20 protein-coding genes are annotated in these 18,723 nt (G+C 48.0%); 9 read left to right on the forward strand and 11 right to left on the reverse strand.

What is annotated here, in order from left to right; genetic code table 11:
* Nucleotides 1-14: 14 nt before the first annotated feature.
* The 3 genes from QMA09_RS08390 to QMA09_RS08400 all read right to left on the reverse strand — a co-directional run bounded on the left by QMA09_RS08390 (nucleotide 15) and on the right by QMA09_RS08400 (nucleotide 2,994).
* Nucleotides 15-992 carry an alpha-ketoacid dehydrogenase subunit beta gene (locus QMA09_RS08390; RefSeq protein ID WP_135500266.1) on the reverse strand — a complete coding sequence of 326 codons (978 nt, stop codon included), beginning with the start codon at nucleotides 990-992 and terminating at the stop codon, nucleotides 15-17.
* Between the two features lie 3 nt (nucleotides 993-995).
* Nucleotides 996-2,108, reverse strand: coding sequence for a pyruvate dehydrogenase (acetyl-transferring) E1 component subunit alpha (gene pdhA, locus QMA09_RS08395; protein ID WP_135500267.1), 1,113 nt, complete (start codon nucleotides 2,106-2,108; stop codon nucleotides 996-998).
* Nucleotides 2,109-2,358: 250 nt separating this feature from the next.
* A complete protein-coding gene (locus QMA09_RS08400; protein WP_290212792.1) occupies nucleotides 2,359-2,994 on the reverse strand; it encodes a YkyA family protein in 636 nt (211 codons plus the stop codon).
* Between the two features lie 203 nt (nucleotides 2,995-3,197).
* Between QMA09_RS08400 and def the strand changes: the two genes are divergently transcribed.
* Complete coding sequence (def, locus tag QMA09_RS08405; RefSeq protein ID WP_290212769.1) at nucleotides 3,198-3,764, forward strand: peptide deformylase; 567 nt, start codon at nucleotides 3,198-3,200, stop codon at nucleotides 3,762-3,764.
* A 34-nt stretch (nucleotides 3,765-3,798) separates the two neighbouring features.
* On the opposite strand, the gene QMA09_RS08410 is transcribed toward def, so the two are convergent.
* On the reverse strand, nucleotides 3,799-4,569 hold the full coding sequence (locus QMA09_RS08410; protein WP_135500270.1) for a Cof-type HAD-IIB family hydrolase: 771 nt from the start codon (nucleotides 4,567-4,569) through the stop codon (nucleotides 3,799-3,801).
* A 279-nt stretch (nucleotides 4,570-4,848) separates the two neighbouring features.
* Between QMA09_RS08410 and QMA09_RS08415 the strand changes: the two genes are divergently transcribed.
* Both QMA09_RS08415 and rnjA read left to right on the forward strand, forming a co-directional pair.
* Nucleotides 4,849-5,061, forward strand: a complete 213-nt coding sequence (locus tag QMA09_RS08415) for a DNA-dependent RNA polymerase subunit epsilon (RefSeq protein ID WP_135500271.1) — start codon at nucleotides 4,849-4,851, stop codon at nucleotides 5,059-5,061.
* Nucleotides 5,062-5,064: 3 nt separating this feature from the next.
* On the forward strand, nucleotides 5,065-6,732 hold the full coding sequence (rnjA, locus tag QMA09_RS08420; protein ID WP_290212770.1) for a ribonuclease J1: 1,668 nt from the start codon (nucleotides 5,065-5,067) through the stop codon (nucleotides 6,730-6,732).
* Nucleotides 6,733-6,794: 62 nt separating this feature from the next.
* On the opposite strand, the gene QMA09_RS08425 is transcribed toward rnjA, so the two are convergent.
* Both QMA09_RS08425 and QMA09_RS08430 read right to left on the reverse strand, forming a co-directional pair.
* Nucleotides 6,795-7,454 (reverse strand): potassium channel family protein, encoded by a 660-nt coding sequence (locus tag QMA09_RS08425; RefSeq protein ID WP_135500273.1) that lies wholly within the window; start codon nucleotides 7,452-7,454, stop codon nucleotides 6,795-6,797.
* A 116-nt stretch (nucleotides 7,455-7,570) separates the two neighbouring features.
* Nucleotides 7,571-7,867, reverse strand: a complete 297-nt coding sequence (locus QMA09_RS08430) for a hypothetical protein (RefSeq protein ID WP_135500274.1) — start codon at nucleotides 7,865-7,867, stop codon at nucleotides 7,571-7,573.
* Between the two features lie 335 nt (nucleotides 7,868-8,202).
* On the opposite strand from QMA09_RS08430, the gene QMA09_RS08435 reads away from it, so the two are divergent.
* From QMA09_RS08435 to QMA09_RS08460, 6 genes are all read left to right on the forward strand, one after another.
* The gene (locus QMA09_RS08435) at nucleotides 8,203-8,745 is read left to right on the forward strand and encodes a helix-turn-helix domain-containing protein (protein ID WP_135500275.1); all 543 of its coding nucleotides are present in this window, start codon (nucleotides 8,203-8,205) and stop codon (nucleotides 8,743-8,745) included.
* Nucleotides 8,746-8,760: 15 nt separating this feature from the next.
* Nucleotides 8,761-9,867, forward strand: coding sequence for an ABC transporter ATP-binding protein (locus QMA09_RS08440; protein WP_290212771.1), 1,107 nt, complete (start codon nucleotides 8,761-8,763; stop codon nucleotides 9,865-9,867).
* The gene (locus tag QMA09_RS08445; protein ID WP_135500277.1) at nucleotides 9,857-10,681 is read left to right on the forward strand and encodes an ABC transporter permease; all 825 of its coding nucleotides are present in this window, start codon (nucleotides 9,857-9,859) and stop codon (nucleotides 10,679-10,681) included. The genes QMA09_RS08440 and QMA09_RS08445 overlap by 11 nt, the downstream gene beginning before the upstream one ends.
* Nucleotides 10,665-11,468 (forward strand): ABC transporter permease, encoded by an 804-nt coding sequence (locus QMA09_RS08450; protein WP_290212772.1) that lies wholly within the window; start codon nucleotides 10,665-10,667, stop codon nucleotides 11,466-11,468. Before QMA09_RS08445 ends, QMA09_RS08450 begins: the two co-directional genes overlap by 17 nt.
* 1 nt (nucleotide 11,469) lies before the next feature.
* The gene (locus QMA09_RS08455) at nucleotides 11,470-12,546 is read left to right on the forward strand and encodes an ABC transporter substrate-binding protein (protein ID WP_290212773.1); all 1,077 of its coding nucleotides are present in this window, start codon (nucleotides 11,470-11,472) and stop codon (nucleotides 12,544-12,546) included.
* 106 nt (nucleotides 12,547-12,652) lie between these two features.
* The gene (locus QMA09_RS08460) at nucleotides 12,653-13,846 is read left to right on the forward strand and encodes an MFS transporter (protein ID WP_135505670.1); all 1,194 of its coding nucleotides are present in this window, start codon (nucleotides 12,653-12,655) and stop codon (nucleotides 13,844-13,846) included.
* A 63-nt stretch (nucleotides 13,847-13,909) separates the two neighbouring features.
* Here QMA09_RS08460 and QMA09_RS08465 read toward each other — a convergent pair whose 3' ends face one another.
* From QMA09_RS08465 to cbpB, 5 genes are all read right to left on the reverse strand, one after another.
* Nucleotides 13,910-15,025, reverse strand: a complete 1,116-nt coding sequence (locus tag QMA09_RS08465; RefSeq protein ID WP_290212774.1) for an N-acetyldiaminopimelate deacetylase — start codon at nucleotides 15,023-15,025, stop codon at nucleotides 13,910-13,912.
* 13 nt (nucleotides 15,026-15,038) lie between these two features.
* On the reverse strand, nucleotides 15,039-15,752 hold the full coding sequence (dapD, locus tag QMA09_RS08470; RefSeq protein WP_135505666.1) for a 2,3,4,5-tetrahydropyridine-2,6-dicarboxylate N-acetyltransferase: 714 nt from the start codon (nucleotides 15,750-15,752) through the stop codon (nucleotides 15,039-15,041).
* A gap of 66 nt (nucleotides 15,753-15,818) precedes the next feature.
* Complete coding sequence (locus tag QMA09_RS08475) at nucleotides 15,819-16,694, reverse strand: transcriptional regulator CcpC (RefSeq protein ID WP_135505664.1); 876 nt, start codon at nucleotides 16,692-16,694, stop codon at nucleotides 15,819-15,821.
* The gene (locus QMA09_RS08480) at nucleotides 16,687-18,162 is read right to left on the reverse strand and encodes an MDR family MFS transporter (RefSeq protein WP_290212775.1); all 1,476 of its coding nucleotides are present in this window, start codon (nucleotides 18,160-18,162) and stop codon (nucleotides 16,687-16,689) included. Before QMA09_RS08480 ends, QMA09_RS08475 begins: the two co-directional genes overlap by 8 nt.
* A 69-nt stretch (nucleotides 18,163-18,231) precedes the next feature.
* Nucleotides 18,232-18,675 carry a cyclic-di-AMP-binding protein CbpB gene (gene cbpB / locus QMA09_RS08485; protein WP_135505660.1) on the reverse strand — a complete coding sequence of 148 codons (444 nt, stop codon included), beginning with the start codon at nucleotides 18,673-18,675 and terminating at the stop codon, nucleotides 18,232-18,234.
* Between the last annotated feature and the right edge of the window lie 48 nt (nucleotides 18,676-18,723).

An 18,723-nucleotide genomic window follows, 5' to 3' on the forward strand; every position in this document is an offset into this window, starting at 1 on the left:
TCTATTCTCGAACATTAAAACGTTAGAACTTTTTTAGCTGTTTCTACTATATCCTTCGAATTTGGAAGCCAAACTTGTTCAGCCTGCGAGAATGGGAAGATGGAATCCGGTGCAGTTACACGCAGAACCGGCGCCTCGAGGCTCAAGATTGTACGGTCCATCAGTTCTGCAACGATGTTTGCAGCGATGCCCGCTTGCTTCTGAGCTTCTTGCACGACCATTGCACGCCCAGTTTTCTCAACTGAAGCGACAAGCGTTTCGATGTCAAGCGGCTGGATAGTGCGCAAATCGATCACTTCTACTGAAAAATCTTCTTTTTCAAGTTCTTCTGCAGCTTTCAAGCTTTCTTGGACCATTGCGCCATAGGCGATGATCGTCAAGTCTGTGCCTTCACGCTTCACGTCGGCTTTGCCGAGTGGAATCGTGTATGATTCTTCCGGAACTTCCTGGCGCCCTGAACGGTATAATTTCAAATGCTCCAGGAAGATGACAGGATCGTTGTCGCGGATAGAAGAAATAAGCAAGCCTTTTGCGTCATACGGTGTGGACGGGATGACAACTTTCAAACCTGGCTGTGAAGCCATCAAGCCTTCCAATGAATCCGCGTGCATTTCAGGTGTGTGCACACCGCCGCCGAAAGGCGAACGGATTGTGACAGGCGAATTCAAGCTGCCGCCGCTGCGGAAACGCATGCGTGCCATTTGTCCGCTGATTGAATCCATCACTTCATAAACAAAACCGAAAAATTGGATTTCAGCTACCGGGCGGAACCCTTGAAGGCCTAAACCGATTGCCAGTCCGCCGATTCCTGACTCTGCCAAAGGCGTGTCAAAAACGCGGTCTTCTCCGAATTCTTTTTGCAGCCCTTCCGTAGCACGGAAAACGCCGCCGTTATTGCCGACATCTTCTCCAAAAACCAGAACATTTTCATCGTCTTTCATCTCAGTTCTTAGAGCGTCGGTGATTGCTTGAACCATAGTCATTTGTGCCATCGCTTATTTCGACTCCTTTGCTTTGTAGATATCGAGCTGTTCCTGAACGTTGAATGGGATTTCTTCGTACATAATTTCAAGCATATTCGTAACCGTCTGCTTCGGAGCGCTGTCTGCTTTTTTGATCGCGGCTTTGATTTCATCCTTCGCCTGTTCAATTACTTCGTTTTCTTTTTCTTCGTTCCACAAGCCTTTCGCTTCAAGGTATTTACGGAAGCGGATAAGCGGATCTTTCTTTTCCCACTCGCTGTCTGTGTCCGATGTACGGTAGCGTGTCGGGTCATCCCCTGCCATCGTATGCGGTCCGTAGCGGTAGCAAAGCGTTTCGATCAATGTCGGGCCTTCGCCTTTGACAGCGCGCTCGCGAGCGTCACGTGTTACTGCATAAACCGCCAACGGATCCATGCCATCTACTAGGACGCCTGGGATTCCGGCTGCAACAGCTTTTTGGGCAATTGTTTTAGCGGATGTCTGAAGTTCACGCGGAGTGGAAATCGCGTATTGGTTGTTTTGCACAATGAAGATAGCCGGCGAACGGAATGATCCCGCAAAGTTGATGCCTTCGTAGAAATCTCCTTGAGATGAACCGCCATCACCTGTATATGTAACAGCAACTGCTTCTTTTTTGCGTTTCTGCAAGCCTAATGCAACACCGGCTGCCTGAATGAATTGCGCGCCGATAATGATTTGAGGAGGCAAAATGTTCAAGCCTTCTTCCATTTGGTTCCCCATGAAATGGCCGCGTGAAAATAGGAAGGCCTGGTGAAGCGGCCAGCCGTGCCAGATCAATTGAGGTACGTCGCGGTAGCCCGGTAAAATGAAATCGTCTTTCGTCAACGCGAAATGAGACGCCAATTGTGAAGCTTCCTGTCCTGCAGTAGGTGCGTAGAATCCAAGGCGCCCTTGGCGGTTCAATGAAATCGAACGTTGGTCAAGAATGCGTGTGAACACCATGCGGCGCATCAATTCCTGCAAATCTTCATCCGATAGTTTCGGGTCCGCCTCTTCATTGACGATCTCGCCTTCTTCATTAAGAATCTGGACCATTTCAAACTTTTCTTCAATTGCGTGCAGTGTTTCCACTGGTTGGAACTGCTGTGATTTTTTCGCAGCCATAATAGCAACTCTCCTTTATCTGTATTAAAATTATTTTATTCAATTAGTAATACAATGCATATACTTTTTCAGTATACGTGAGAAAATTTTGCAGGTCAATCATAGCTAACCTATAAGCCATAAGCATTATATGAAAATAGAAAATTCCATCACATTCCATCTGTACTAGTTAAAGTGAAAGACCTGTGCTATATTACAGTGAACTTCCACGAAGCTTTTATAACACAGAAAAAGCGGCCGCGAGGGCCGCTTACTCTTCACTTTTTTCAATTTCGCTGATGACGCTGTTTTTCAGTTCATTGAACTGTTCGGTCTTTTCATTGAATGCTGTAACAGCATCCTGTACAAGCTGGTTCTGGCCATTGACCGCCAGCGCTTTTTCCTGCAAGGACTGGAGAGTGGAGTTTTCATCTTGCAGCATCGTATATAATTCCTGCTGCTGCATGTTCAGATTTTCATAAGCGTCAGCAAAAGCCGCGTGCGCTTCAAAGCGCTCCTGCATCTTCGCCTTTAAGTCCGTCAAACCGGATTTGACGTTCTCTTCGTCGGTTTCTTCTATTACTGCGTCAATTTCTTTGAAATTTTCCTGCGCAGCAGCCATCGATTCCTTCTCACTAGCCAGAAGTTCCAAACGTTCCTTGGCTGATGCAATCGCTTCTTCTGCTTGCGCACCAACTTCTTCCTGCTCTTCCTGAGTCAATGACATGATCGACTCAAAAAGCTGTTGTTCATCCTCTTCCAGTTTCTGCATATCTTTTTGTGTATCGCGATAATCTTTTTCAGCATCAAATGTACTTTTTAAAACGCTATCCAATTGTTCTTCCGCCGCCGGCCCTGAACATGCGCCTAAAAACAGTGCACTTGAAATTACAGTGGCCGTAATCACTTTATTCAATATAAACCCTCCCCTTAATCCTTCCTTTAACTATAATGTCGCCATTTAAAAAACACAACTGCGTGATGGATAGAGCGGAACGGATGACCAATTAGTTATTTTTCCTTCAACATTTCATAAGCTGATTTTCTTTTCCTGAAAAGCTTTTTTAAGATATAATTACTATAACGGCAAGAATGAAAGGATGAAACCTGTTGATATTAATGAAAGACATTATACGCGAAGGCCACCCGACCTTAAGAAAGCGATCGGAAGAAGTGGCGCTTCCCCTATCGGCTGAAGACAAGGCTTTGGCTGAAAGCCTTTTGGAATATGTAAAAAATAGCCAGGATGATGAGCTTGCTGAAAAATACGACCTTCGCGCAGGCGTCGGGATCGCGGCTCCGCAAGTCAATCAAGCAAAGCGGATATTCGCACTTTATTTCGACCCTTCCACTGAAGAGAATATGAGCCTGATCGCAATTAATCCGAAAATTGTCAGCCACTCTGTGGAAAAATCCTATTTGACCACTGGCGAAGGCTGCCTATCGGTTGACCGCGCCGTGCCCGGCTATGTGCCGCGCTATGCACGCATTACCGTTAAAGCATACAACCTACAAGGTGAAGAGTATAAAATGCGCTTGAAGGGATTGCCGGCCATTGCTTTCCAGCACGAACTCGACCATTTGAATGGCATCATGTTCTTCGACCACATCAATGCCGAGAATCCGTTTGCCGAAATTGAAAATGCAACACCAATTGAAAGAGGCTCGGGAGAATAATCTCCCAAGCCTTTTTTTATGCTTTTATGCGCTATTAAATTAAGCCCAAATGTTTGAAGGCTTTCGCTAAACCGTCGTTGTCAACATGATCTGTGATGTAAGAAGCGATCGCTTTTGTCTGCTCATGCCCATTGTCCATCGCGACACTGTATCCGGCGGTCTCCATCATCTGCAAATCGTTCAAGCCATCGCCGAATGCAATCGTGTCTTCGATTGAATGGCCGGTCAATTTGATGAGGCGCTTGATGCCGCTTGCTTTCGTGCCGCCTTTTGGCAAGATATCGCAAGACACGCGGTGCCAGCGCACGAAATCGACCGTCTTGAACTTGTCGTGGTATTGCTGCTCCTCTTGTTCTTCACAAAAAACCAGCGCCTGGTAGATTTCGTTGTCGGCATGAAATCCTGCTTCGGTTTCCGGGTGCAAAAACTTAAGGCTCTTGATGCTTTCCTCAATGTGGGGATGGTAATCGATCGATGACACCATTTTGGTTTCATTCATGAAGACCAGAGGATGGTCCTGCTGTTCTGCATATTCGTAAATCGATTCGAGTGTTTCCGGATCCAGCGATTCTTTGTGGATCGGCTTTTGCTGGTGGACGATATACTGGCCATTAAATGAAATGAATGTGTCGATGTCCAGCTCTTTCCGCAATTCTTCAAACATGAATGGCGCACGGCCTGTTGCGATTGCCAATTCATGGCCGTTTTCACGCGCTTGTGCTAGCGCGGATTTTGCGCTGGCCGGCAATTCCTTGTGTGAGTTCAATAAGGTTCCGTCAATATCGAGCAATAATAATTTTCCCATTGGTTAAAATCTCCATTTCTAAAAAAGAATATGCAAAGCCCGCACCTTTACAATTGTCAGAAAATATAGTATAATGCCGGCAAGGAGTGAGTTAGCCATGCTGAAACGTCTAAAGAGAAAACTGCTTAGACAGCTCAATGGCATCATGAACAAAAAGAAAATCGCATAATTATTCGGCCCTTCTAAAAGAAATTAGGAGGGCTATTCTTTATTTTAGAACATTGTCGTGATAATATAAAGAAAGTGAATTTAATTGAACGTGTAAAAGGAGAGCAAAATATGATTTTTAAAGTATTATATCAGGAAAACCGTGCAGAGGTACCAGTTCGCGAAAACACTCAAAGCCTCTATGTTGAAGCTTCATCCGAGCGTGAAGTAAGAGACCATTTGAAAGACCGCAATTACAACATCGAATTCATCCAGCTGCTTGAAGGCAACCACCTTCAATACGAGCAAGACAGCCCGAATTTCGAATTAGAGAGTTTGGAATAAACGATGAAATTCGTTAAAAATGATCAAGTTGCAGTTTTCGCCCTCGGCGGACTAGGTGAAATCGGCAAAAACACATACGGCGTGCAATTCCAGGATGAAATCATCCTGATTGACGCCGGCATCAAATTTCCGGAAGACGATTTGCTCGGAATCGATTATGTAATTCCGGATTACACTTATTTGGTAAAGAACGCTGATAAGATCAAAGGCCTTTTCATCACACACGGCCACGAAGACCATATTGGCGGCATCCCTTATTTATTGAAACGGATCAATATCCCGGTATATGGCGGCAAGCTCGCTTTAGGTCTGCTCCGCAAAAAATTGGAAGAACATGGTTTGCTGCGCCAAACGAAGATGATCGAAATTGGGGAAGACGATGTAATCAAATTCCGCAAAACTTCTGTCAGCTTCTTCGGCACAACCCACAGTATTCCGGATTCGTTCGGCGTTGTCGTTAAGACGCCGCCTGGCAGCATTGTCCATACAGGAGATTTCAAATTCGATTTCACACCTGTCGGCGAACCGGCGAACTTGTTGAAAATGGCTCAAATCGGCAGCGAAGGCGTTCTTTGCCTGCTGTCCGACAGCACAAACGCTGAAATTCCGAACTTCACGATGTCGGAACGCAAAGTCGGCGAAACGATCAAAGACATTATGAGAAAAGTGGATGGCAGATTGATCTTTGCTACATTCGCTTCGAATATTTACCGCTTACAGCAAGTTACAGATGAAGCGGTAGCGCAAGGCCGCAAAATCGCGGTATTCGGCCGCAGCATGGACAACGCCATGACGATTGGCCGCGAACTTGGCTATATCAATGCGCCTGAAGATGCCTTTGTCGATACCCAAACCTTGAACAGATTGCCGGCAAACGAAACATTGATTCTTTGCACTGGTTCCCAAGGTGAACCGATGGCGGCTCTGTCGCGCATCGCTAACGGCACACACCGCCAAATTCAGATCCAGCCAAATGATACAGTCGTCTTCTCGTCTTCCCCGATTCCGGGCAATACGAGCAGCGTCAACCGCACGATCAACTTGCTGTTCCGCGCCGGGGCTGATGTTATCCACGGTTCGTTGAACAATATCCATACATCCGGCCACGGATCGCAGGAAGAAAACAAATTGATGCTGCGTTTGATCAAACCGAAGTACTTCATGCCGATCCACGGTGAATACAGAATGCAAGCACAGCACGCAGAACTTGCTGTCGATTGCGAGGTACCGCGTGAAAACACATTCATCATGGAAAATGGTGACGTGCTGGCAATGGGCGAAAACGAAGCTTCAGTTGCCGGCCGCATCCCTTCCGGCGATGTTTACATCGACGGCAGCGGAATCGGCGACATCGGCAACATCGTTTTACGCGACCGCCGCGTCCTTTCTGAGGAAGGGCTGGTTATCGTCGTTGTCAGTGTCGACATGAAGAACAATAAAATGGTGTCTGGTCCGGATATCATCTCCCGCGGTTTCGTCTATATGAGAGAATCCGGCACGATGATCTACGAAGCCCAGCAAATGCTGAACCGCCATTTGAAGAAAAAGATCCACGGCAAGGATACGGAATGGTCAGAACTAAAAAATGACATTTCCGATGTCTTAGGACCGTACCTGTTCGAAAAAACAAAACGCCGCCCAATGATCTTACCGGTCATCATGGAAGTGTAAACAGAACTAAAAAGACAGTCCCGCAAGCCATTGATGGCTTGCGGGACTGTCTTTTTTAGCGTTTAATTCAATACTTTTTTCTCAAAGCGGTTGATGTCCGAATCCGAGCCGATAATGATCAGCACATCCGCCAACTCGATTTCCATGTCCGCTTGCGGTGACACGATGATGTCTTTTTCGCGTTTAATGGCAACAATGTTGATGCCGTATTTTGCGCGGATATCGAGGCCAATCAATGTGCGTCCTGCAAGTTTTTCATTGGCCTGGACTTCTGCAATCGAATGCTCGTCTGACAGCTCCAAATAATCGAGTACGTTGTTCGACAGCATATTATGCGCAATGCGTATACCCATATCCCGTTCCGGGTGGACAACGCGGTCAGCACCGATTTTGTTCAGCACTTTCGCATGATAGTCGTTTTGGGCTTTTACGGTGATTTGCTTGACCCCGATCTCTTTCAGCATCAATGTTGTCAGGATGCTGGCCTGAATGTTTTCGCCGATCGCGACAATGACGTGCTCAAAATTACGGATGCCCAGCGATTTAAGTACGGTTTCATCTGTTGTATCCGCTACTACCGCTTGAGTCGCAATTGACGCAAATTCATCCACCCGTTCCGAGTCTTTATCAATCGCCATGACGGCTGCGTCCTGTTCGATCAGTTCACGGACAATGCTGCCGCCGAAGCGCCCTAGCCCTATTACTACGAATTCCTTTTTCATGTCCATCCCCCAAACTCATTGACTGTTCTCATTTTATCACAAGTACCAGATGGATTGACAAGCCTTGTTGCGTTTTCCCCACTTATCCACCACAAAAAGACAATAAAAAACCCCGCTCATCGGCGGGGATCCAGCGGCCTTTTCGGCCGTTTGTCACAATATTCGCATGTGGCATCGCTGCATTTCTCTTCGCGCCATTCGTTGCAGCCTGAGCAATAGCTCGCATCAAATTCGTCGTCGAATGTCAGTTTTGACAGGCAGGAATGGCAATACGTATGAACGTCCATCCAGTTGATGAACTTTTTATCTGCCAAAAGGTAAAGTCCCTGCTGTTCTTGTTTGTAATTCATAATAGAAGATTTTTGGACTACACGTTTTTTAGGGTCCAAGAAAAAATTCATTTTGCTATTCACTCAAATCACTCCCAAAATTGGTTAAGCTTTTTCCGTTTTGCTGCGAGCGGTGGCTGGGATTCCGTTGCACGGAATTCCCGGCGCCCATCAATGCGATGGCGCAGCCAATTAATTTATAAGTTCGCTGTCATTGTATGTTTTGTGTTTTGCACTTTCTCTATGATAGTAAATCATTGCAGTAAAAAGCAATAGATATGTTCCAATTAAGTTTAAATAATATCAATTTGACTCTCCTCTGTTTTTTTGTATAATAAAAGATGCTAATAGTAAACTTTCAATCTACTTTAACTAAACTTTTGTTTGATTGGCTCAGTAATTCTTAATGGAGGGATAATATGGAGATCGGGGCAAAAATCAAGCGCCTGCGCTTAAAGAACGGTTTGACACAAGAAGAACTTGGCGAGCGGACAGATCTGAGCAAAGGGTTTATTTCCCAGCTCGAACGGGATATGAACTCCCCTTCGATTGAAACTCTTTTTTCCTTGCTTGAAGTGCTGGGCACGACGCCCAGAGATTTTTTCGACGATACAGATAAAGAAACGAAAATCAGGTATACGCCGCAAGACCATGTTGTGCACAAAGACGAGGAAGCCGGCTACGAAATAGATTGGCTCGTCGCCACTTCAAATGAAAAAGAGATGGAACCGGTTTATTTGACGCTCTACGGCAACGGGCATTTCAAGCGGTTCGAGCCTTCCCTGGCGGAGACGTTCATCTATGTTATTGAAGGAAGCGTTCGCCTGGTCCTTGGCAGCACTGAATACACAGCAAATACCGGTGACTCCATTTATTACGAAGCTTCCGACAATCACCAATTGATCAATAATGCAGACGGCAAAACGGAATTGATCATTGTCGCCACACAATCTTATTTATAAACCAGGAGGGATCATATGTCTGACCAATCAATCATCCGATTTGATAACGTGACACAAACTTATAACGGGGATGCCCCGGTTCTGAAAGATATCAGCTTTGAGCTGGAAAAAGGGAAATTCTATACACTTCTTGGTCCATCGGGCTGCGGCAAAACGACGATTCTGCGTTTGATTGCCGGCTTTATCACGCCGACGCAAGGCGATATCTATATCGAAGGCAAGAAAGTCAATAAGATACCGGCGAACGAGCGCCAAGTAAACACGGTGTTCCAGGATTATGCCCTCTTCCCTCATTTGAATGTCTTTGAAAATGTCGCATTCGGCCTGCGCATCAAGAAAGTGAAAAAGTCGGAAATCGACCGCCGCGTCAAAGAAGCGTTGGAATTCGTCAATTTGAAAGGCTATGAAAACCGTGAAATTCTGGAGATGTCCGGCGGCCAGCGCCAGCGCGTCGCCATCGCCCGCGCAATCGTCAATGATCCTGAAGTGATTTTGCTGGATGAACCGTTGTCCGCATTGGACTTGAAGCTCCGCACCGAAATGCAGTACGAGCTGCGGGAATTGCAGCAGCGTTTGGGCAAGACATTCGTTTTCGTCACCCATGACCAGGAAGAGGCGCTCGCGATGTCCGATGAGATCTTCGTCATGAAAGACGGAGAAATCCAGCAAAGCGGGACACCGATGGATATTTACGATGAGCCGATCAACCGCTTTGTGGCGGACTTTATCGGTGAATCGAACATCGTTGCCGGTGTCATGGCCGCCGATTACCGGGTGCGTTTCGCCAATAAGGAATTCGAATGCGTCGACCAGGGCTTGAACCCGAACGAGCAAGTTGAAATCGTCATCCGTCCGGAAGATTTGGAAATCACTTCGGTCGAGCAAGGAAAAATGGCGGTCGTCGTCGACACGCAATTATTCCGCGGCGTGCATTTCGAGATTTCCACACTCGATGAAGTGGGCAACGAATGGCTTGTCCATTCCACTAAAAAAGCGGAAGTCGGTTCACGCATCGGGCTCGATTTCGAACCTGAAGCCATCCACGTCATGCGCTTGAACGAAACCGAAGAAGCATTTGACGCGCGGCTTGAATCGTACGGGGCTGAAAGCCATGAGAAATAATTCATCGCGCCCTTTCTACCTGATTCCGTATTATTTGTGGATTGCACTCTTTGTCATCGCACCGATTGCGCTGATCGTCTATTATTCGTTTTTTGACATCAGCGGCAATTTGACGTTCGATAATTACAAGAACTTTTTCTCTTCCGTTTATTTGCGGCTGACGCTCAGCTCGTTCTGGTACGCCTTCCTGATTACGGTGTTCACGCTGATCGTTGCGTACCCGACAGCCTATTGGCTGACCAAGACGAAGCATAAGCAATTATGGCTCCTATTGATCATCATCCCTTCTTGGATCAACTTATTATTGAAAACCTATGCGTTCATCGGCATTTTCGGGCTTTATGGCCCGGCGAACCGATTCCTGAAAGCGATTGGCATCGGCGAACAGCAGATTCTCTTTACTGATTTCAGCTTTATCTTCGTGTCGGTTTATATTTTCATTCCGTTCATGATTTTGCCGATTTTCAATTCGCTCGATAAGATGAATCCCGCATTGATTGACGCGTCACGTGATTTAGGCGCTTCTTCATGGGTGACTTTCCGCCGCGTCATTTTTCCGCTCGCCATCAACGGCGTGAAATCCGGCATCCAGGCCGTCTTCATCCCTGCCCTGTCGCTTTTCGTCATCACACGCTTGATCGCGGGCAATAAAGTCATCACGCTGGGTACGGCCATTGAACAGCAATTCCTTGTCACCCAAAACTGGGGCATGGGTTCGACAATTGCCGTATTCCTGATCTTGTTCATGATCATCATCATGATGCTGACCGGCCAGCGCGACAAAGGAGGCATGGCAAATGGGAAAATTAAGTAAGAAAGGCAAAGCCTATTTGGCTGTGGTCTTCATCATCCTGTATGCACCGATTTTTTACCTGATTTTCTATTCATTCAATAGCGGCGGCACGATGTCGTCGTTTGAAGGATTTACACTGGAGCATTACGGCGCTGTTTTCAGCGACACCCGCCTCATCATCATTTTGATGAACACGGTCATTGTTGCCCTGCTTTCTTCGCTGATTGCGACCGCGATCGGCGTGCTCGGCGCGATCGGCATCGTCTTTTTGCGCAACCGCAAAATGCGCAATGCAGTCTTGTCGCTGAATAATATTTTGATCGTCAGCCCGGACGTCATCATCGGGGCATCATTCCTGATTTTGTTCACGATGATCGGTGTCAAGCTCGGCTTCGCGTCCGTGCTGATTTCGCACATCGCGTTCAGCATTCCGATTGTTGTCATTATGGTGCTGCCGAAGCTGCAGGAAATGAGCGATAGCTTGATCGATGCAGCGGCAGACCTTGGTGCATCAAAACGCGATATCCTGACGAGGGTCATCATCCCGTTCATCAAGCCCGGAATTTTTGCCGGCTTTTTCTTGGCGCTCACGTATTCATTGGACGATTTCGCGGTGACGTTCTTTGTCACTGGCAATGGCTTTTCCACATTATCGGTAGAAATCTACTCGATGGCACGCGCCGGTATCACATTGACGATCAATGCATTGTCAGCTCTCATCTTCATCGTCACGCTTGGACTGGTGATCGGTTATTACAGCTTTAGCCAGCGCGCGTCTCGCAATACGCCAGGAACAGGAGGCCTGTGATATGAAAAGCATCGTACAGACAAGCATAGCGATCCTCATCGTCTCGGCATTGCTGATTTACGGGGTATCTGCATTGGAAAAAGGCTCTTCTGCATCTGGAGGCGGAACAATTACCGTCTACAACTGGGGCGAATACATCGATCCGGAATTGGTCGCGCAATTTGAAGAAGAAACGAACATCAACGTCATCTATGAAACCTTCGATTCGAACGAAGCCATGATGACGAAAATTGAGCAAGGCGGCACCTCGTATGACGTCGCCATGCCTTCTGAATACGCCATCGAAAAAATGAAGGAAAACGATTTGCTGATCCCGATTGATTTGGAGAAGATCCCGAACCTCCAAAACATCGACCCTTATTTCCTGGATTTGCCGTTTGATCCCGGCAATGAATATTCCATCCCCTATTTCTGGGGGACTGTCGGCATCGCTTTCAACCCAAGCTTGCTTGACGGCCAGACGTTCGAAAGCTGGGATGACCTTTGGGACCCGTCTTTGAAGCAGGAAGTCATCCTCGTCGACAGCGCACGCGAAGTGATCGGCATGGGCCTCAACAGCCTCGGCTACTCGCTGAATTCGACCGATCTTGGCGAGTTGCGTGAAGCAACGGATAAACTGAAGACGCTCGGCCCGAATACGAAAGCGATCATCGGCGACGAAATCGTTGAAATGATGCGCCGCGAAGAAGCGGCTGTTGCATTGACTTGGTCGGGCCAGGCAGCCGATATGATGTACGTGAATGAGGAAATTGATTTTTCCGTACCCGAGGAAGGTTCAAATCTATGGTTCGACAACATGATCATTCCGAAAACTGCCGATAATGTCGAAGGCGCACACGCATTCATCAATTTCATGCTGGATGCGGAAGTAGCCGCGCAGAATGCCGAATATGTCGGCTATTCGACGCCGAACCAGGCCGCGATGGAGTTAATGGATCCTGAAGTTACTGGAGACGAGCGATTCTATCCGACAGAAGAAATGCGCGAACGCCTCGAAGTCTATGAAAACCTGGGCCTTGAGATGCTTGGCGTCTACAACGAATTGTTTTTGGAATTTAAAATGGATATGGAAAAATGACAGGCAGAGCTTCTGCCTGTTTTTTTCTTTGGCTTCCGGGTATTGTATTAAATGACGTTGTGGTAAACTTTTAGACACACGAAAGAATAAGAGAGAAGGATCGACGATGGCCCAAAAATCAAATAAATTCGCTTTATATGTGCTGATGTTCAATATGTTCATCGCGATGAGCGGCATCGGGCTGATCATCCCTATCATGCCCGAATACCTCGATACATTCGGGGTTGCCGGCCAAGCGCTCGGCACATTGATTGCCACTTTCGCCTTGGCACAATTTCTGTTTTCTCCGCTGTCCGGTGAACTTTCGGACAAATACGGCCGCAAGAAACTGATTATCATCGGCTTAATCATCTTCGGCTTATCTCAATTGGTCTTCGGCCTTGCTTCCGATTTATGGATTTTATACTTAGCACGCTTTTTCAGCGGATTAGGGGCTGCTTTCCTGATTCCGCCGATGATGGCTTTTGTAGCGGACATCACCACCTACGATGAACGCGGCAAAGGAATGGGGCTTCTCGGGGCTTCGATGTCGCTCGGCTTTATGGTCGGCCCTGGATTCGGCGGCTTTCTCGCAGAAGTCAGCCTGCAATTTCCGTTCTTCGTCGCAACCGCAGTCGCTTTGATTGCAGCCGTGATTTCGCAATTCGCTTTGCCGGACGTTGCTCCGACCATCGAAGCTGCCCCCGCCAAACGCGAAAATCTCTTGCAGCAATTGAAAAGGTCCACCTATACGCCTTACTTCGTGATGCTGATTGTCATGTTCATCTTTGCATTCGGATTGGCCAATTTCCAATCGACGATCGCTTTGTATGTCGATAAGAAATACAGTTTCACGCCGAAGGAAATCGCGGTGCTCATCACCGTAGGCGGCTTTGTCGGCGTCATCGTCCAAACATTCGTCATCGACCGGCTGTTCAAGCGCTTCGGCGAAATGAAAGTCATTTTGGTCAACCTGCTGGTTTCCGCAGCAGCGATGATTGCTGTACTTTTCGTCAACACCTTCTGGACAATCCTGCTGGTCTCGGCCATTTTCTTTACAGCAGCTTCCCTCCTGCGGCCGGCCATCAATACGCTCATTTCCAAACTAGCCGGCAATGAACAGGGATTTGCCGCCGGCATGAACAACGCCTATATGAGTTTAGGAAACATGATCGGGCCTGCGCTTGCCGGAATCCTCTTCGATATCGACATGAGTTTCCCGTATATTTTTGGAACAGCCATCTTGATTACCTGCTTCTTCCTGGCAAATACGTGGTCATTGCGAAAACGCCAATTGCTTGCTGAAAGCCGGTCTAGCTGACGGCCTAATCGAGTGGCTATAATAAAAAAACAGACAGACGGCCACATGGCTGTCTGTCTGTTTTTATTGGCTTTTGAAAAATTCATAGATGAATTGCGGCAGCGTTGCCAATACCGCTTCATCCGGATCCAGTTTGGAATGGTGAAGGCCGTAAGGAGAACCGACACCCGCCCAAAACATGAGCCCCGGAATCTGATTGGTGAAATAACCGAAATCCTCACCCGTCATCGCCGCTTCGGCGCGCTGAGCAGAAACGCCTTTATAGCCGGCGGCGAATTGCAGAAATTGTTCTGCCAATTCTTCGTCATTATTCACTTCCAGGTAACTTGAGCCGTAATCGATGGTGACTCGGCAACGGAAACCTTCTTCTATTGCGCGGCAATGTGCTTCAATGCGGGACTTCATGTTCTGCATCGATTCCAAATTCAATGTGCGGATCGTCCCTTCAAGCCGCGCGTGTTCCGCTATGACATTCTGGACGGTCCCTGCAGTGAATTTGCCGACCGTCAATACCGCGGAATCCATCGGGTTGACGTTGCGGCTGACGATTGTCTGCAGCTGAAGCAATAGCGATGCCGCTGCCACTGCCATGTCTTCCGCATGATGCGGAAAAGCGGCATGGCCGCCTTTGCCTTGAAGGTCGATGAACAATTCCGAAGTGTTAGCAAACAACAAGCCCGGCTTTGTCGATACCGTCCCTGCCGGCATTTCCGGCGCGATGTGCAGGGCAAAAATGCGATCTGGCAAAAATGCAGGCATGTCGGCTTTCAGCCATTCCCGGAACGGCAAGGCACCGCCCGGCCCTTCTTCCGCGGGCTGGAACAAGATCACCACGTCATCTTTGATCGGCTCTGCAGTTAATTTCTCCAGCAATCCAAGCGCAACCGCCATATGGACATCATGCCCACAGGCGTGCATACGGCCTGGATGGACAGATGCAAAGTCATTGCCCGTTTCTTCCGTAATCGGCAAGCCGTCGATATCCGTGCGCCAGCCGATCAATTTGCTCGGGGCCGTGCCGGAAACCTTTACGGCCAAGCCGGTCTTCCATTCCACCACTTCCAGGCGCGCTTGCGGAAGCTCCTCGATGATGCTTTTCAACAGCGCCTGGGTTTTGACTTCCTGGAATCCGATTTCCGGTATTTGATGCAAAGCTCGTCTGATTTTTACTAAATCCATCGCAAATCGCCTCTTATAACTGGCGAAGTTCTTGTTTGATTTCCGTTTTCGAACGCGTTTTCTCGTCCATCAATTTAAGGACGCGCGCTGGCGTACCGCCGACTACTGAGTTGGCTGGAACGTCTTCGATGACAATCGCGCCGGCTGCAACAACTGCGCCTTCACCGATGCGGACGCCTTCCAAGACCACTGCATTCGCACCGATCATGACGTTGTCTTCTACAATGACAGGAGTCGCTGATGCAGGCTCGATCACGCCGGCCAGCACTGCGCCTGCTCCGATGTGGCAGTTTTTGCCGACAGTTGCGCGGCCACCCAAAATAACACCCATATCGATCATTGTGCCATCGCCGATTACCGCTCCGATGTTAATGACAGCACCCATCATGATGATGCAATTATTGCCGATTTCCACATTTTCACGGATAAATGCGCCTGGTTCGATGCGGCTATTGATGTTTTTCATATCCAATAACGGGATTGCTGAGTTTCTGCGGTCATTTTCTACCACTGAGTCTTCGATAGCTGCGCTATTCGCTTCAAGTGCTTTTTGCACTTCCGCCCATTCACCGAACACGATGGCATGATTGCCTTCGCCGAAAACTTTAGAGCCTGTGCCGTAGTCCAAAGAAGCAACGTTTTGCCCTTTAACATATACTTTGACTGGCGTTGATTTTGTTGCATTCTGTATGTACGAGATAATTTCATTTGCATCCATTTGTTTCATCAATAAAAACCTCTTTCTATGAGTGATGGTGTTATTATAACGGATTCAGAATAATAATTCAGTACTTTAGCTTAATAAAGCGGCATGTTTTTTCACGATATCGACAAATGCTTCTACTTGGCGCAGCTGGAATGCGGATTCGTAGCCGATAAGCCACGTATCACGAGTCAACTCCAATTCTTCCGCGCTGCTCGACAGCGGAATCTTGTGGACGCCTTCTGTCCCAGTCAGCGTGATGGAAGGCAGAATCGCATAGCCAATGCCGTTGACGGCCATTTGCTTGCACGTTTCAATCTGGTCGACGGTAATTTGGCGCTTCGGGCTTGAGGAAAAATGCTTTTGCCACCATTGTTGGATTTCCTCGTAATAATTCGAATCGCTTTTAAACTGGATGAACGGCCGTTCCGTCTTTTCCACTTGTTCGAGCGAAGTGATTTCCTTATCGACCAAATACAGCGTATCGCGGAATAAATGCATCTTCGTGCCTTTCCAATCGGTCTGTCCCCGGACGATGCCGACATGCGCTTCGCCTTCATATAGCGCACGGACGATATCCGAACTCCATCCGGTGATCAGCTGGATTTTCGCTTCCGGATAAAGCGTGACGAAATCTTTCAGCACTTTCGGCAGCCAATTCTGGCCAATGATTGTTGCGCAGGCGATTTTCAATGTACCGTGGACTTTAGACGTCAATGTATGAAGAATCTCGAATACCTCTTCTTTTCGCTCGATCATGTCAATCGAATAATTGATGACAAGCTCTCCCGCAGGCGTCGGCGTCAACCCTTTCTGCGAGCGGATGAACAATTGCTGCCCCCAGTCTTTCTCGATGGACTGCAGGCGCTGCGACAAAGCCGGCTGTGACAAGAACAGCCGTTCAGCCGCTTTCCGCATATTGCCTTCTTCCGCCAGCACTTTGATGATCAGTTCTTCATTAGCCATCGCTTTTCAGCCCTCTCTTTCGCGGCAGCCCAAAAATCAGCAGCAAGCTGATCAAGGCAAAAACCGCGGTCAACCCGTAAACGTTCTGAGATCCTAATTCGAGCCCTTCCTGCAGCACGCTGATCGTCTCCGGGGATAACGCTGCCCGGCTCTTCTCTGTCAGCAACTCGTTGACCGAGTTCAGCGTAAAACCTTCCCCGGTGCTGCGGAAATAATTCAGCAGCGTCACATTCAATACACTCCCCAACAATGCTGCGCCAATCGTACTCCCTAGATTCCGCATAAAAATGTTTGAAGCAGTCGCGGAGCCGCGCTGTTCATAGGAAACCGCCGATTGGATCGAAACGATGAACGCGGTGCTAGTAAGCCCCATCCCGACGCCGATGAAAAAGCTCGACATCGCCGCCCACCACGGGCCGAAACTTGCCTGCATCAGGACGAACAAGACGGTGCCGATAACCAATGACACGCCGCCAAGCAGCGAGGTTTGGAAATAACCGATTTTCAGCAGCAGTTTTCCTGAAAAGAACGCTGCAATCGGCCAGCCGATCGACATCGCGGTCAGCGTGAACCCGGCAATTGTCGCGGACTGTTCCATGACGCCCGTGACGTAGGCAGGCAAATAGCTCGTAACGCCAATCAGGATAATGCCTGTAAACAAGGAAACCAAGTTCGCGAATAAAATCGATTTATTGCGCCAAATGGAAAATGGCATCATCGGATCTTCCGCTTTTCGCTCCACAAAAACGAACAGGGTGAAAATGGCGGCCGCCCCGCCCAATAGCAAGAATGACTGAATAGATGCCCAGCTGAAACCGACGCCGCCTTCCACGAGCCAATAAAGGAACATGGACAGCGCAAGCGTCAGAAGAGCTGCTCCAGCGAAATCGATCGCCGGTTTCTTATGGTTCACCGGTTCCACCAAAAAGAACAGCACTCCCAGCAACGCCAGAATGCCGAGTGGGATATTGACCCAGAATACGTATTCCCAGCCGACTGTCGCCACTAAGACGCCGCCAATTGCAGGTCCGGTGACTGCGGAAATTCCCCAGACACTCGACAAATAGCCTTGTATTTTCGCACGTTCTTCATTCGTGTAGATATCTCCGACGATTGTCGTGGCAATCGGCAATACAGCTCCCGCTCCAATTCCTTGGACAAAGCGGAATAAGATCAATTGGTCCATTGATGTTGCCAGCCCGCAAAGAAGCGAACCGATCAGAAACAAGATGATCCCGACAGCGAATATCGGCTTGCGGCCAAAAATATCAGATAGCTTCCCATACAGCAGTACCGTAACCGTACTCATCAGCAGGTACGCCGAAAACACCCAGCTGTATTTGGAAAATCCGCCAAGCTCTGCAGATATGCTCGGCATCGCGGTTGAGACGATCGTCGCTTCCACTGCCCCGATGAACATCGCCAGCATGACGGACGCTAACACCAGCGGACGATTTGTTTTTTTCATATATTATGCCCTCTCTCTTGATGACAGAAAAAAGGCCTCGCAATGAGACCTCAAATGGCTATCCGATTCTTATTTTTTCAACTGGTAAATTTGCTTTTTCAATTGTTTCAGGACGACTCGGCGAGTCAAAATCCCCATAAACATTCCATCATCATCGATGACACATAAAAAGTTCTGGTCAATCAGCAGGTCCAATGCCCGCCGGAAGCGTTCATTAATATGGATCAGCGGAAAATCCCGCTCCATGATATCGTCTACTTTGATGTCAGGCAGCCGTTCATATTCAATGTGGTCGAGCCCCAGAATGGCGTCAGTTATACGCTGGGCGTTGATCAAACCGCGAAAACGGTATTTCGGATCCAGTACGGGAATCGCGGAATAGCCTGTTTTTGTCAAAACCAATAATGCGTGTTCTGCGCTATTGCCGACTTGGACATGGGCAACTTTTTCAGAAGAAATGATGAATTGTTCGATTGGCATATCAAGAAAATCTTTGCTAGGTAATGAAATCATGTACTCTACTCCTTTAACTTCATAAACGAGCCAACCTAAATCCGGTCG

This window comes from Planococcus sp. APC 3906 (genome assembly GCF_030407685.1).
GTDB classification, from domain to species: domain Bacteria; phylum Bacillota; class Bacilli; order Bacillales_A; family Planococcaceae; genus Planococcus; species Planococcus koreensis.

Coding starts and splice junctions, on each gene's coding strand:
- QMA09_RS08435 (WP_135500275.1), top strand. CDS start 8,203: ATGGAGATCGGGGCAAAAATCAAGCGCCTGCGCTTAAAGAACGGTTTG.
- dapD (WP_135505666.1), bottom strand. CDS start 15,752: ATGAAACAAATGGATGCAAATGAAATTATCTCGTACATACAGAATGCA.
- QMA09_RS08455 (WP_290212773.1), top strand. CDS start 11,470: ATGAAAAGCATCGTACAGACAAGCATAGCGATCCTCATCGTCTCGGCA.
- rnjA (WP_290212770.1), top strand. CDS start 5,065: ATGAAATTCGTTAAAAATGATCAAGTTGCAGTTTTCGCCCTCGGCGGA.
- QMA09_RS08480 (WP_290212775.1), bottom strand. CDS start 18,162: ATGAAAAAAACAAATCGTCCGCTGGTGTTAGCGTCCGTCATGCTGGCG.
- pdhA (WP_135500267.1), bottom strand. CDS start 2,108: ATGGCTGCGAAAAAATCACAGCAGTTCCAACCAGTGGAAACACTGCAC.
- QMA09_RS08475 (WP_135505664.1), bottom strand. CDS start 16,694: ATGGCTAATGAAGAACTGATCATCAAAGTGCTGGCGGAAGAAGGCAAT.
- QMA09_RS08445 (WP_135500277.1), top strand. CDS start 9,857: ATGAGAAATAATTCATCGCGCCCTTTCTACCTGATTCCGTATTATTTG.
- QMA09_RS08450 (WP_290212772.1), top strand. CDS start 10,665: ATGGGAAAATTAAGTAAGAAAGGCAAAGCCTATTTGGCTGTGGTCTTC.
- QMA09_RS08440 (WP_290212771.1), top strand. CDS start 8,761: ATGTCTGACCAATCAATCATCCGATTTGATAACGTGACACAAACTTAT.
- cbpB (WP_135505660.1), bottom strand. CDS start 18,675: ATGATTTCATTACCTAGCAAAGATTTTCTTGATATGCCAATCGAACAA.
- QMA09_RS08410 (WP_135500270.1), bottom strand. CDS start 4,569: ATGGGAAAATTATTATTGCTCGATATTGACGGAACCTTATTGAACTCA.
- QMA09_RS08460 (WP_135505670.1), top strand. CDS start 12,653: ATGGCCCAAAAATCAAATAAATTCGCTTTATATGTGCTGATGTTCAAT.
- QMA09_RS08415 (WP_135500271.1), top strand. CDS start 4,849: ATGATTTTTAAAGTATTATATCAGGAAAACCGTGCAGAGGTACCAGTT.
- QMA09_RS08390 (WP_135500266.1), bottom strand. CDS start 992: ATGGCACAAATGACTATGGTTCAAGCAATCACCGACGCTCTAAGAACT.
- QMA09_RS08465 (WP_290212774.1), bottom strand. CDS start 15,025: ATGGATTTAGTAAAAATCAGACGAGCTTTGCATCAAATACCGGAAATC.
- QMA09_RS08425 (WP_135500273.1), bottom strand. CDS start 7,454: ATGAAAAAGGAATTCGTAGTAATAGGGCTAGGGCGCTTCGGCGGCAGC.